Raw genomic sequence first — 13,096 nt, 5'->3', positions numbered from 1 at the left:
TTATAGATATTATCTAAAAGTCATGCAATAGTCAGGTGACCTTTTAATTTAATAATAATAACAATACCAGTTTACTTTAGCCATCTATACATTTAAACTTCTCTTTCGCGTCGATTTGGTCTTTGGCTTGCGGACGCTGCGGCTAACAACTTTTTAAAATAAAAAGTTGTACTGCTAAATTCAGCTAAAAGAGGAGTTTTGGCTGTGATAAATTTTACTGGTTATGAGGATTATGATGCAGCCATCATTTAATAAAAACAAAGCAATACTTTCTTTACTTCCCCTACTTACCTTTGTAGCGCTATTTTTAGGCTCAGGTTTGTATTTGCAATCGCAAGGGGTTGATTATGCTTTTTACCAACTACCTGCACCTGTTGCTATATTGCCCGCCATCATGCTTGCGTTTATTTTAAATAAAGGCACGGTAAACCAATGTGTAGAGACCTTTATTAAAGGTGCCGGACACAACAATATTATTACCATGTGTTTAATCTACTTACTTGCAGGTGCCTTTTCGGCTGTGGCAAGTGCAACCGGTGGAGTAGATGCGGTAGTAAATGCAGGCTTATCACTTATTCCACCTTCGTTATTGCTCCCTGGTTTGTTTTTAATTGCGGCCGTTGTTTCTACTGCAATGGGAACGTCAATGGGTACGATTGGCGCCATTGGCCCTATCGCTTATGCGGTATCAATTAAAACAGGTATAGACCCAGCATTAATGGCAGGTACGATTGTATCTGGCGCTATGTTTGGCGATAACTTATCTATTATTTCAGACACCACTATTGCAGCTACGCGCACGCAGGGCTGTGAAATGAAAGACAAGTTTAAAGAAAATCTTAAAATTGCAGTCCCTGCAGCCATTCTAACAATCGCCCTGTTGTTTTATTTAACACCTGCTGCACAAGTAGTTGAAACTAAAGACTATGATATTTGGTTAGTACTTCCTTATGCCTTTATTTTAGTGTTAGCAGTTGCTGGCTTGAACGTATTTGTCGTGTTATTTAGCGGTATTATTTTTGCCGCATTAATGGGCTTTACAGGAAGTTACGAAGGCGCAAGCTTTGTAAAAGACATTTACAAAGGCTTTACTGATATGCAGGAAATATTTTTACTTTCTATGTTTATTGGTGGCTTATCTGAATTTATTCGTATTAACGGTGGTCTTGATTACATTGCTCAAAAAATTCAAGCGATTACTAAAATCATTGCAAAATGGCACCGTAAAGTGGCAGATCAATTAGGTATCGCTGCGTTAGTTTTAACAAGTAATGTATGTATTGCTAATAACACAGTGTCTATTATTGTGGCCGGTCCTATTGCTAAAAAGCTAGCAGATGACGGTGAAATAAGCGGTAAACGCTCTGCCAGTTTACTTGATATATTTGCCTGTGTTACACAGGGTTCATTGCCATACGGTGCCCAAGCATTGTTATTAGGTGCTACGTTTAAAATTAGCCCGTGGGAAGTATCAACGTCTTCTTATTACTGCTTTATTTTAGCATTTACAGCCATTGCAGTTATTTGCTTACGCCGTAATAAAGCATAGTTTAAACACCGACACTATGTTGCAGCTTAATAAGTAAGCTGCAACATATGTTAAAATAATACTCTACATACCAATCACTTTTGCTATAATGCGCGCCTTCGCGTGTCACTAAAATTATAGTTAAATACAGATATGAAATTTAAAAAATTACTTCCTCTCGTTACTTTTACATCAATTGTTTTATCGTCTTCTGCTTTTGCGGCTAATTGGAGCAGCACAGCACTACATATTAATAATGGCGACCAAAAAAACCCATTCACTGAGCAAGAGTCAAACACCACTGTTTACTCGGTTCAACATGCATCGGGTTACGATTATGGCGATAACTTCTTTTTTATCGATTACAGTAAAGACGATACCGATGATGGTTACCAAGATGCTGATTTTTATGGTGAGTGGTATTCAACGGTAAGCTTATCGGCCATTAGCGGCGAAAAAATTGGCGCAGGCGCATTATTAGATGTGGGCCTTACCGGTGGTATTAACGTTGCTGGCGACGCTAAAGTAATGAAATACTTGCCTGGTGTTAAATTAAGCTGGGATGTACCTGGGTTTAACTTTTTTCAAACGCTATTCACAGCTTACATTGACGATAGTGAAGGTGTAGCAAAAGGCGGGGCTCCTATTGAAACAAATAGCTGGATGCTTGATGTTGCCTTTGAATACCCTTTCACTATTGGCTCACAAAAATTTAGCTTTAAAGGCCACGCTGAATACATTGCAGAACGTGAAGATGAATTTGGTAACGATGTAGAGGCGTGGATCCTCGCACAGCCTATTTTAGTATGGGATATGGGCCACGCTCTTCAAATGAAAGAAAACACACTACTGTTGGGTATGGAATTACAATACTGGCACAATAAACTAGGTACTGAAGTCACTGAGTCAGTGCCACAAATCCATATTGAGTGGACGTTTTAAGCTTTAACGATACTTCTTTTACCCTACATTAATAAGCGAAGCTCTCTTTTAGCTTCGCTTTTTTCATCTCCAAATTAAACAACGTTGAGCATGACAAAGCCTCAATTGAATAGTACTTAATGTTTGGTTACTATAATGAATTATTCTGAGTTTTATATATTAGAGCTCATATTATTTGTCCTTAATTGGAGTAACCAAATGTCGTCGATTAAAGTTATTTGCTTTTCTACTTTATTGTTATTAACAAACAATGCATTAGCGAGCACAACGCAAGATACCTCTTCACTTTCTTATGATGCGCTTTTAAGCAGTTACCAGTACGACTTTAAAGTAAATTACTTTAACATTGAGTCACAAAAACAGTCTCTTAAAATGGCCTATATTTACTTAAAGCCTACCAAATCCGACATGCCTACAGTGACGCTTATGCACGGCAAAAATTTTAATGCAGATTACTGGACTACCACTGCGCAATACCTGCAATCTTTAGGCTACGGCGTATTAATTCCTGATCAAATTGGTTTTGGAAAATCATCTAAACCAACTAATTACCAGTATTCATTTGCGGCTCTTGCTCATCATACTCATGCGTTAATGGACTCACTTAATATAAAAGAGTCAATTGTATTAGGGCACTCTATGGGTGGGATGCTAGCGAGTCGTTTTGCATTAATGTACCCAAACACAACAAGTAAATTAATTTTACTTAACCCTATTGGGCTTGAAAACTACCTGCAGTATGTTGATTACAAAGATACCAATTTTTTCTATAAAAACGAATTTTCAAAAACGCCAGAAGGCGTAAGAAAATACCAACAAAAAAATTACTACGATGGTAAGTGGAATGCCACATATTCAGCCTTAACCGACTTTATAACAGGGCAAATACAAGGCCCGGATAAAGAACAAATGGCATGGGTAAACGCAAAAACATACGATATGATTTTCACTCAACCTGTAATAACCGAATTTAAAGATTTAACTGTACCGGTTAAATTAATTATTGGTACACGCGATAGAACCGGCCCTGGCCGTAACTGGAAAAAAGACGGTGTTGATTACGAGCTTGGTCGATATGATAAATTAGGCAAACACGCTGCAACACTTATCCCTGACGCACAATTATTTGAACTGGATAATTTAGGGCACCTGCCGCACATTGAAGATTTCGAACGCTTTAAAAATGTATTTAAACAAGCACTTGCTGCTGAATAACCACGCTTAAAAACTAAAATAAAACCCCTGTAGGTAAAATACTTACAGGGGTTTTATTTTAATTACGCATTAATACTAAACGTACACTACTTCAAATAGTAAAGCGCTTAACTACAGTGTGCATTGTGGGTTTTTACCCTGTGCTTTAGCAGTGCCTTGCTCGCTAAGTGCTTTACTCATTTGCGCTTGTAAATTTTTAATACGGTTACTTGGCGCTGGGTGAGTAGATAAAAACTCAGGGGTTGTACCGCTGCCCGCTGCACTCATATTTTCCCAAAGTGTAACCGACTCTTGTGGATTAAAACCCGCCTGTGCCATTAAATCCAGACCTATAGTATCGGCTTCTGATTCGTGAGAGCGGCTAAATGGTAAAACAACTCCATATTGTGCGCCCAAACCTAAGCCTTGCATAATTTCGTTACGGTATTGAATATTACCCATTTCAAGTGCAGCACTACCAAGCTGCATACCGGTATCTAAAATAGAGCTTTGTGAAACACGCTCATTAGAATGCTCAGCAATTACGTGCCCTACTTCGTGCCCTAGTACTGTTGCTAGTTGGTCTTGATTGGTGGCTATTTTTAATAAGCCCGTATGAACCCCAATATAACCCCCAGGTAGTGCAAAAGCGTTAGCAGATTCATCTTCAAATACCACTACTTCCCAATTTTGCGACGCGTATTCTTTTGGTAATACAGCCACTACTTTTTCAGCAATACAATTTACATAAGAATTTGTTTTAGCGTCTTTATTTATTGGCTGAGATGCTTTCATTTCGGCAAAGCTAGCTGTGCCCATTTCACTCATTTGTTGATCTGAGTAAAGCGCTATTTGAGTACGTCCTGTTGGTGACGTTTTACAACCGGCTAAAACGGCTGTCGCTAATACTGCAAGTACTAGTTTTTTCATGATAATTCTCTTAAGTAATGAATTTTTTATTGCTTGTAGAATAGCAAACACAGTACCAATTTAAAATATTTGCTTTATGTACCGTTATATTAAAAAAAAGCAATATGACGATAAACTTAGCGGGCAAACTAAGTTTATCCAAATACAATGCCCTGTTACACTATAACCCTTGTTTTTAGTGATTGTTGAGTTTACACATGGACGCCTCAGCCTCGTCTTTTAATACCCGTATTTTATTGCCTTTATTAGCCAGTATAGTGGCGATTACGCCATTGGCGATAGATATGTACTTACCTGCCATGCTGGTAATTGCAAACGATTTACACACTAATATGCCCAATGTACAAATATCGTTGAGTATTTACTTAGCAGGCTATTCATTAGGGATGCTATTTTTTGGCCCCATTGCCGATCAAATTGGCCGCCGTAAGCTTGCACGTATCGGCTTAACCTTATTTGGTGCAAGCTCACTTGCACTGGCATTTACCACCGAAATCCATGCTTTTTGGACTCTTAGAGCAGTGCAAGCATTTACGGGAGCGGCAGCAACGGTAGTAGTACCGGGTATTATTCGCCATATTTATCAGCAAAATACAGCTAAAGGAATGTCATATGTATCGATGATCATGATGGTAGCACCGTTAGTTGCCCCCTCTGTTGGTTCGTTTATTTTAGGATTTTCTGTTTGGTCAACAATATTCTTGGTTCTTGCTGGATATAGCTTTTTAATATTGGCGTTAGTGCAAGTGTATCTAATTGATATTCCTATTCACAAAAATGAAAAAAAGGGTCTCGCTCTATTTTTTGATAGCTATAAAACAGTACTCAGTAATAAAGATGCACGTGCCGACATACTCAGTTCTATGTTTGTATCGTTTGGATTTTTTTGCTTTTTGACCTCAGTACCATTTATTTATTTAGATTTATATGAAGTGTCAGAACAGTTATTTGGTGTGTTATTTGCCTTTAACGTAATGGCGCTGATGTTTGGTAACTTTTTAAATACGCGAATTGTACCAAGGCTGGGCTCTCGAAAAATGCTCTATATTGGGCTTACATTTGGATTTGTATCGGGGCTGGCTTTGTTAACATTTAGCTTATTGCATTTATCACTTTATTATATTGTGGCTGCTATTGCGCCATTAATGATGAGCTTAGGCGTCACTGCAAGTAATGCTGACTCGCTAATATTAATGAAGTTTGAAAAAAACACAGGCACGGCAACGGCCGTAATTGGCACACTTCGTTTTGGCAGTGGCGCATTAGTTGGCCCACTACTCGCTATTATGCATGCAAAAAGCGCAGTGCCATTTTCAAGTCTAATGTTTACCGCGGTTTTGCTTACTATGCTCGTACAGTTAATTCACTATAAAAAAGACAAAAAAAATGCCTCAATATGAGGCATTTTTTAAAACTAATAATTCAATTAAGCATCAGCAGCTTTAGAAACCATAACCATTGCAGGGCGTAATAAACGACCATTCAATGTGTAACCTTTTTGCATAACAGCAAGTACTGTATTAGGTGTTACATCGTTACTTGGTTGAATTGACATTGCTTGATGAAAATCTGGATTAAACTGCTCACCTTGTGGGTTTACAATTTCAACACCAAACTTTGCAACAGCATCGTTAAAGCTTTTAACTGTCATATCGATACCTTCAAGCAACGGCTTTAGAGTCTCATTTTCTTTATCAGAAAACTCAATAGCACGCTCAAGATTATCAATTACAGGTAGTAATTCGTTAGCAAATTTTTCTAGTGCAAACTTATGCGCTTTTTCTACATCTTGTGCTGCACGACGACGAATGTTGTCTACGTCTGCTGCAGCACGAACAACACCATCTTTTTGATCAGCAATAGTTTGTTTAGCAGCTTCAAGCTCTGCATATAGCATAGCTATTTCTGCTTCAGGGCTTTGCTCTTCTTCTGCATGTTGATCAGCGGCTTCTACTGCTGCTTCTACATCAGCCTGCATTTTAGAAATTTCTTCGTTTAATTCTACTTCTTGCTCAGGGTTTTGTGTCTGCTCAGACATAAAATACGTGCTCCAATTCTTTACAACTGCGGTAATTATGGGGATTGAATAAAAAGATTCAAGAGTTAGATGCCTCAATTAATTTAAATTCTCGAATTATTTCTTCGATTTGCGCTGATTTAGGGCAAATTATACAAAAGCGGCTTTGGTATTCTTGATTTTGAAAGTACGGCACGCTTATTACGATCAATTCATCACACTCAGTAAAAGGTAATTTTTCGCTATTAAGTACCGAGACACCGTTTTTAAAAGCGAGTTTATCTTCTACATAATTTAAAAACGAAACACCAATATTTAAACTTTGCTCACAATCGATTTGTTTATAGAGGTAATTTTCGCCAACTACAATACTATTATCTGAGCCTAATTTTTGACTTAGTTGTCGCGTCCATTGATTAAGCGAATCATGACAATTTCGAGGCGCTGTATTTGCCATCGCCTGCATACGATACAAACCCTCCATAAGAGTTTGTTGGCTAAATACGGTGTTCAACCATGTTGCAAACTGATAACGAACAGAGTCTGACGAATCATGAGGTTTATCAATACAAATGTTGTGGCTCTGCCCAGCCCTGTCTATTAATAGAATAAGCCAGTCGGTAGAATCAAAATCAAGCACTTCTACTCTAAACACTTGCTGCGAGCTGGCTTGTGGTAAACCAACACAACAACATATTTGGTATTTTTGGCTCAAACCATGTGCTAGTTCAACGAGTTGTGATTGCTCTGGTTGCCAATAATTAGCAATGTCAGCGAGTGGAAAAAACTCGTCAAACCAATAATCAAACCCTTCATTTGTGGGCACTCGTCCTGCAGATGTATGAGGTGAATACAATAGCCCCACTTTTTCTAAGCGAGCCATAGCATTACGAACCGTAGCCGAGCATACTGCCATGCCTTTGAGCTTGGCAATTTTTGTTGATGGGACAGGCAAGCCTTCACCATTACAGTACATGTTCATAACAGCTGAAAAAATTTGCTGATCTCGTGAGTTTAGTTTCATGGTATCTACATCTTGTTGCATGAAAGAGATATCGGGGCGTTTAGTTGTTTTTCAAGTCGTGCAGTTAACTCACTGCGAATAAAATTGAAGGTTTATAATATTGCTATAATCTGTATTTTCAAACACTTCTGTTTTGAGTTACTCTACAATTATTAAATCTTTTTGTGCGTACATTATGGACTCTCCTTTTAATACCATTGGCCTAATTGGCAAACCTAATCACCCGGGAGCCGCTGCTACCCTTCAGCGCTTACATACATTTTTACTTGCGCTTGGTTTTGAGGTAATAGTAGAAAAACGCACAGGGAGTCAATTAGACGATATCCCGCATGACAAACTTGTTAAGTTAGTCGACTTAGGAGAACAAGCCGATTTAGCTATTGTTGTAGGCGGTGACGGTAACATGCTTGGTGCTGCACGCGTGCTTGCGCGCTTTAACATTGCTGTAATTGGAGTAAATAGAGGTAACCTTGGCTTTTTAACTGATTTAAACCCTGAAGGGTTTGAAGCGAGCTTAGAGCAAGTCCTCAGTGGTGAGTACCTTGAAGAAAAACGTTTTTTATTAGAAGTAGAAGTATATCGCCACAACGAATTAAAGAGTGCAAATTCTGCCGTTAACGAAGCGGTACTTCATGCCGATAAAGTAGCGCATATGATTGAGTTTGAAGCTTTTATAAATAATGACTTTGTGTTTTCTCAGCGCTCTGACGGTTTAATAGTATCAACCCCTACTGGCTCTACGGCATATTCACTTTCAGGTGGCGGGCCAATTTTAACGCCAGAGCTAAATGCAATATCGTTAGTGCCTATGTTTCCTCATACCTTATCTAGCAGACCTTTAGTGGTCGATGCCGATAATGAAGTACGCTTAAAGCTAAGCCTAGAAAATACAGATAGCTTACAAGTAAGTTGCGACAGCCATGTTGTGCTTGCCGTATTACCCGGCGATGAGGTAGTAATTAAAAAAGCGGATAAACAATTGCGCTTAATTCATCCAAAAAATTACTCGTACTACAACGTTTTACGTACAAAACTAAATTGGGGTAGTCGTTTGTACTAATTTTATTGCCAAATTTAGTACTATAAAGCAAAATGGCGGCTTAAAATAATAATCAAATAATTTAGGAACGAGTAGCAATGACTTATGTAGTATTCTTTGCTTTACTGCTATTAATTACACTTTTATACAGTTACCTCAAAATTGAGAGTAATCGCAAAAAAGCAATCGAAGCTAGAAAAAAGCTATTTAATGAACGTGTTTCGCATGTAAATTCACGCCTTAAAGCAAAGCTTAATGATCTTCTTGATGCTAAAATAATTCGCCCAAAATACGTTCCTCGTATTCAAGCTATTGTAAATAATTTTTTTGTTGTGCAATCGCATACAGACGAGAATTTGCAACAACTTGAAGATACCGCTGACCTACTAATTAATACGTTGTCCAACGAGTTAATTAAAACTAATCAAACGAATATAATCCAGCCATTGATTGATAATATACAGTACTTTGTATCTGAGTTACCTCAGCAAGGAATTTTATACAATAAGAGTTTTTACCTAAATACTTTACCTCCACTTATCGGACTACTTAAAACCGAAGACATTATACAAGCTACTGATATTGTTGATGATCAAATTGATACCTCCCCAAAAACTTCTGATACACAATTTACTCAAGATGTAAGCGTTGCATAAATAATAAAAAATTAATTTGCAAAAAACCAAAACACTGTATAAATTAACAGTTAATTGACTGGATGGATAAACAGTATGTTAATTGGTTTAGAAGTTAAAAATTTTGCAATTGTTAGTAATTTAAGCACAGAATGGCGCAGCGGTATGACCGCGATCACTGGCGAGACAGGTGCTGGTAAATCTATTGCTATTGATGCGCTATCATTATGTTTAGGTGAACGAGCTGAAGCATCAGCAGTGCGCCCAAGCTCTGATAAAGCAGAAGTATGCGCTCAATTTGACCTAACAGATTTACCGCTAGCTCAATCGTTTTTAGAGCAACATATGCTAAACAATGACGATAATGAATGTTTATTGCGTCGTGTTGTTTGCAAAAATGGACGCAGTAAAAGCTATATTAATGGCAGTGCCGTTACCGCATCACAATTAAAAGAACTTGGTCAATATTTAATATCTATTCATGGACAACATGCCCACCAACACTTATTAAAAGCTGAGCATCAGTTACAGCTTTTAGATGCCTATGCAGGGCATCACCACTTAGTAAATGATGTAAATAACAACTATAAACAGTTTGCTAACTTACAAAAAGAATTTAAACATTTAGAACAACAACAGCAGCAACAAGCAGCGCAAAAACAATTGTTAGAATACCAAGTTGCAGAGCTCGATGAGTTTGCCTTACAAGAAGGTGAGTTTGATTTAATTGAGGCCGAGCATTACAAACTTAGTAACAGCCAAACAATATTAGAATCGTGCCAACGTGAATTACAATATTTATATGAAAGTGATGAACAAAATGCTTGTTCAATGCTGCAGCACAGTGCCCAACAATTCGCTGAGCTGGCTCAATACGACGAAAGCTTAGCGGGCGTAGCAGCCCTCCTTAGTGAAGCCGCAGTACAAGTTGAAGAAGCAAGCCGTGAAGTTCGAAATTATACTGAGCAAGCAGATTTAGATCCTGCTCGTTTAGGTGAAGTAGAAAATAGACTAAGCGGTGCGATGGATTTAGCGCGTAAGCATCACATAAAACCACAGCAGCTAGTTGAGTTTCATCAATCGATTGCTCAGGAGCTTGAGTCAATAAGTAATAATAGTAATCGTCTGGAGCAACTAGAGTCAGAAATAGAAAGCGCGTTACTTAGTTATAAGCAAGCTGCCGATGAACTAAGTAAAAGTCGCTATGAGTATGCTAATACACTTAACACACTAATAAGTGAAAGCATGGCTAATTTATCGATGGAAAACGGTGTATTTGAAATAGCTTTAACTCAAGAGAGTAGCCGCGCACCTAATAGCTTAGGGTACGATAATGTGTCGTTTTTAGTATCAACTAATCCGGGGCAGCCACTTCAGCCGTTAGCTAAAGTAGCCTCAGGTGGTGAGCTTTCGCGAATTAGCCTTGCTATACAGGTAATTATTGCCCAAAAAGTAACAACCCCAACGCTTATTTTTGATGAAGTTGATGTAGGTATTTCTGGCCCTACAGCATCAGCCGTAGGCAAACTATTGCGCCAGTTAGGTAAGTCTACTCAAGTGATTTGTGTTACTCATTTACCGCAAGTTGCTAGTAGCGCACACCAACAATTTTTTGTAGCTAAAGAAATAGCACAAGGCGAAACGTTCACTCATATGCTGCCTTTGAATAAAGATGGTCGTATTAATGAAATAGCTCGCTTACTTGGTGGTGATAATATTAGTAAAACAGCTAAAGCGAATGCTAAAGAACTAATAATGGCCCATGCCTAATATTGGTTAATAGAGCTTTGAAGGATTAAATAATGCACAGTACTTTAGTTAATTTTTGTATCATTTTAAGTTGGTTTTTATTAGCGCTAAGCAGCTGTTTAATAATTTTTAGTAAATATAAGCATACTTACTTTAAACAGCGTTTACTGAGGTTTTTAAATAGCTTTTTAGTTCTTCAGATAATCGCCGTAGCCTATTACTTTACTAGCGAAAAAATAAATAACCTAAGTGACTTAGGCATCAGTTATTGGCTATTAATTACAATGCAGATTGCCTGTAATGCAATGTGTTACATGAGCGTAAAGCGCAGAAAGGCTAAAATAAAGCCATCACTTGATTCGTTTTCAATGGATTAAAGTAGATAAACTTTTAAGAAGAACACGTTCTGTTTTTACCTTGCGCTTTTGCTTTATAAAGTAGTTCATCAGCACGCTTGATATCAAGATCAATTGAGCGTTCGGCACTTGCAGAGATAACACCAATACTTAGCGTAATATTGGTACTATCTGAAAATAAGCTCACAGCTGAAGCTTTAAGGGCGTTGTGGATTTTTTCTGCAACTTGCTCCCCCTGCTCAACTGTTGCATTTGGGATAACAATTAAAAACTCCTCTCCGCCCCAACGTGATGCAATCGCATTTTTTGGAATACTTTTATCAAAGGTTTTAGCTAACTGAATAAGTGCTTCATCGCCAAAATCATGGCCGAATTGATCATTAATTTTTTTAAAATTATCTACATCAGCTAATAAAATTACAAAGGGAGTATTATTATCTTTCAGCTCACTTTTAAAAGCCACAAGCTTATTCATGGTATAGCGACGGTTTGGCAGGTTGGTGAGTGGATCTATAGTTGCTAAAAATTCATTCTTTTGACTCAAAGCAATTATTTTACTGCTGTATTTTTCTCTTGAAAACTCGTAGTAGCCACTCAGCGACGCGACAATTATAAAAGCGAGTATAATTCTGATAGGAAACTGTTCCGGACTATAGTCATATATATTGAATGTATCAGCGCAGTAAAAGCCTAAAACAATCGCTAATAAAAACAAAATTATATCAAATGTACCTCGCTTAAGTCCGCGTATTGAATAAGTAACAGGAGACACTATGAATATCCATATAGGCCCTGTTCCTTGTGCTCCACCAGTGAGGACTAGGTAAAACATTAGTGCATAAAGGTTGTATAAAATTATAGTGCCTGACTTCTCTACTCCCCTACTTATGCTAAATGCCAATAAATAGACAAACGAAGAAACCACCAAGGTACACGCTAATAAATAACTGCTATTAATAAATGCTAAGCTAGCCATAGAAAACGTTGCTATAAACCCTATTGAAGAGAAGAATCGAACAATGAGTTTCCTTTCCGACTTGTTTGAATATTCGTACATAATTTCTATTTATTTTATTAATATATAAAAGCTTACTTGTAGACAAAAAGTAAGCAAACCGTAAACAGCGTGCGATAATGGACCAACTTTATATTTAAATCAACTCTTAAGATTAGTTATTTCGGGTTGATAAAAGCGAATACTTTAACCATTACTTACCTTTGTTAGGGATAATGCAATAATATTAAGGGTTAAAAAATAAATAAGTTTACTTTTTTATTCCCACACTACCCGCACTAATAGTAATAGTTAAAGTAGTGATATAACACACGTAGTTAAAGATGGTGTTAACGGTACTGTATATATGTATTGAGCCAAGCAACCAATCAATTAACTCTTCAAATCAAAGTATTTATACAACGATGCAAACAAGAGTTATAGCATATTAAGCAACAAAAGAAGCTACAGATTATGGCCAAATAACGTTAGCTAGTACTACTGAAAATCCAAAAAAATCGAGTTGCTATAAGTATATGCCTGTACCCTTGTGTTGGTTAAGTAAAGCGTAAAGTTTGATGTATGAATTAACCCTCAAGGCTGCTTAATAGATGCCCTAAGCATCCGTATTTAGCTCGAAACAAGCTCACCCACACTAAAGCATAATAATCCCTCTTGGTAGTACTCT

Annotated in this window: 12 protein-coding genes; 8 read left to right on the top strand and 4 right to left on the bottom strand. The window is 37.5% G+C overall.

Features of this window, described 5'->3' with window-relative positions; genetic code table 11:
* The first annotated feature begins 235 nt into the window (after window positions 1–235).
* From H5122_RS01675 to H5122_RS01665, 3 genes are all read left to right on the top strand, one after another.
* Window positions 236–1,549 (top strand): Na+/H+ antiporter NhaC family protein, encoded by a 1,314-nt coding sequence (locus H5122_RS01675; RefSeq protein ID WP_004335396.1) that lies wholly within the window; start codon window positions 236–238, stop codon window positions 1,547–1,549.
* A 132-nt stretch (window positions 1,550–1,681) separates the two neighbouring features.
* Complete coding sequence (locus H5122_RS01670; RefSeq protein ID WP_182681086.1) at window positions 1,682–2,470, top strand: nucleoside-binding protein; 789 nt, start codon at window positions 1,682–1,684, stop codon at window positions 2,468–2,470.
* 198 nt (window positions 2,471–2,668) lie between these two features.
* Entirely contained in the window at window positions 2,669–3,685 is a 1,017-nt protein-coding gene (locus tag H5122_RS01665) for an alpha/beta fold hydrolase (protein ID WP_182681085.1), read from the top strand.
* 111 nt (window positions 3,686–3,796) lie between these two features.
* Here the strand turns inward: H5122_RS01665 and H5122_RS01660 are convergent, their stop codons facing one another.
* Window positions 3,797–4,594, bottom strand: coding sequence for a M48 family metallopeptidase (locus tag H5122_RS01660; protein ID WP_182681084.1), 798 nt, complete (start codon window positions 4,592–4,594; stop codon window positions 3,797–3,799).
* A 197-nt stretch (window positions 4,595–4,791) separates the two neighbouring features.
* Here H5122_RS01660 and H5122_RS01655 point away from each other — a divergent pair, with 197 nt between their 5' ends.
* A complete protein-coding gene (locus tag H5122_RS01655) occupies window positions 4,792–5,994 on the top strand; it encodes a Bcr/CflA family multidrug efflux MFS transporter (protein ID WP_182681083.1) in 1,203 nt (400 codons plus the stop codon).
* A gap of 26 nt (window positions 5,995–6,020) precedes the next feature.
* Here the strand turns inward: H5122_RS01655 and grpE are convergent, their stop codons facing one another.
* Together grpE and H5122_RS01645 are read right to left on the bottom strand one after the other, a co-directional pair.
* Entirely contained in the window at window positions 6,021–6,632 is a 612-nt protein-coding gene (gene grpE / locus H5122_RS01650; RefSeq protein WP_024597391.1) for a nucleotide exchange factor GrpE, read from the bottom strand.
* 58 nt (window positions 6,633–6,690) lie between these two features.
* Window positions 6,691–7,656, bottom strand: coding sequence for an HrcA family transcriptional regulator (locus tag H5122_RS01645; RefSeq protein WP_004335385.1), 966 nt, complete (start codon window positions 7,654–7,656; stop codon window positions 6,691–6,693).
* Window positions 7,657–7,810: 154 nt separating this feature from the next.
* On the opposite strand from H5122_RS01645, the gene nadK reads away from it, so the two are divergent.
* The 4 genes from nadK (at window position 7,811) to H5122_RS01625 (ending at window position 11,435) form a co-directional block, all read left to right on the top strand.
* Window positions 7,811–8,695, top strand: coding sequence for an NAD(+) kinase (nadK, locus tag H5122_RS01640; protein ID WP_004335384.1), 885 nt, complete (start codon window positions 7,811–7,813; stop codon window positions 8,693–8,695).
* Window positions 8,696–8,772: 77 nt separating this feature from the next.
* Entirely contained in the window at window positions 8,773–9,330 is a 558-nt protein-coding gene (locus H5122_RS01635; protein WP_024597393.1) for a hypothetical protein, read from the top strand.
* 75 nt (window positions 9,331–9,405) lie between these two features.
* Window positions 9,406–11,079 (top strand): DNA repair protein RecN, encoded by a 1,674-nt coding sequence (gene recN, locus H5122_RS01630; protein WP_039487455.1) that lies wholly within the window; start codon window positions 9,406–9,408, stop codon window positions 11,077–11,079.
* Window positions 11,080–11,111: 32 nt separating this feature from the next.
* Window positions 11,112–11,435 (top strand): hypothetical protein, encoded by a 324-nt coding sequence (locus H5122_RS01625; RefSeq protein ID WP_004335381.1) that lies wholly within the window; start codon window positions 11,112–11,114, stop codon window positions 11,433–11,435.
* A gap of 13 nt (window positions 11,436–11,448) precedes the next feature.
* Here H5122_RS01625 and H5122_RS01620 read toward each other — a convergent pair whose 3' ends face one another.
* Window positions 11,449–12,471, bottom strand: a complete 1,023-nt coding sequence (locus H5122_RS01620; RefSeq protein WP_366499892.1) for a GGDEF domain-containing protein — start codon at window positions 12,469–12,471, stop codon at window positions 11,449–11,451.
* Window positions 12,472–13,096: the final 625 nt, after the last annotated feature.

It is taken from the genome of Pseudoalteromonas sp. SG43-8, from assembly GCF_014164245.1.
In the GTDB taxonomy this organism is placed as follows: domain Bacteria; phylum Pseudomonadota; class Gammaproteobacteria; order Enterobacterales; family Alteromonadaceae; genus Pseudoalteromonas; species Pseudoalteromonas distincta.
Note: the sequence above shows the minus strand (reverse complement) of the source record. Positions and strands in the feature narration are given on the sequence as shown.

Bases quoted from the DNA above. Each gene is read 5' to 3' on its own strand.
- H5122_RS01675 (WP_004335396.1), top strand. From the start codon at position 236: ATGCAGCCATCATTTAATAAAAACAAAGCAATACTTTCTTTACTTCCC.
- grpE (WP_024597391.1), bottom strand. From the start codon at position 6,632: ATGTCTGAGCAGACACAAAACCCTGAGCAAGAAGTAGAATTAAACGAA.
- H5122_RS01660 (WP_182681084.1), bottom strand. From the start codon at position 4,594: ATGAAAAAACTAGTACTTGCAGTATTAGCGACAGCCGTTTTAGCCGGT.
- H5122_RS01625 (WP_004335381.1), top strand. From the start codon at position 11,112: ATGCACAGTACTTTAGTTAATTTTTGTATCATTTTAAGTTGGTTTTTA.
- H5122_RS01645 (WP_004335385.1), bottom strand. From the start codon at position 7,656: ATGCAACAAGATGTAGATACCATGAAACTAAACTCACGAGATCAGCAA.
- H5122_RS01620 (WP_366499892.1), bottom strand. From the start codon at position 12,471: ATGTACGAATATTCAAACAAGTCGGAAAGGAAACTCATTGTTCGATTC.
- nadK (WP_004335384.1), top strand. From the start codon at position 7,811: ATGGACTCTCCTTTTAATACCATTGGCCTAATTGGCAAACCTAATCAC.
- H5122_RS01635 (WP_024597393.1), top strand. From the start codon at position 8,773: ATGACTTATGTAGTATTCTTTGCTTTACTGCTATTAATTACACTTTTA.
- H5122_RS01670 (WP_182681086.1), top strand. From the start codon at position 1,682: ATGAAATTTAAAAAATTACTTCCTCTCGTTACTTTTACATCAATTGTT.
- H5122_RS01655 (WP_182681083.1), top strand. From the start codon at position 4,792: ATGGACGCCTCAGCCTCGTCTTTTAATACCCGTATTTTATTGCCTTTA.
- H5122_RS01665 (WP_182681085.1), top strand. From the start codon at position 2,669: ATGTCGTCGATTAAAGTTATTTGCTTTTCTACTTTATTGTTATTAACA.
- recN (WP_039487455.1), top strand. From the start codon at position 9,406: ATGTTAATTGGTTTAGAAGTTAAAAATTTTGCAATTGTTAGTAATTTA.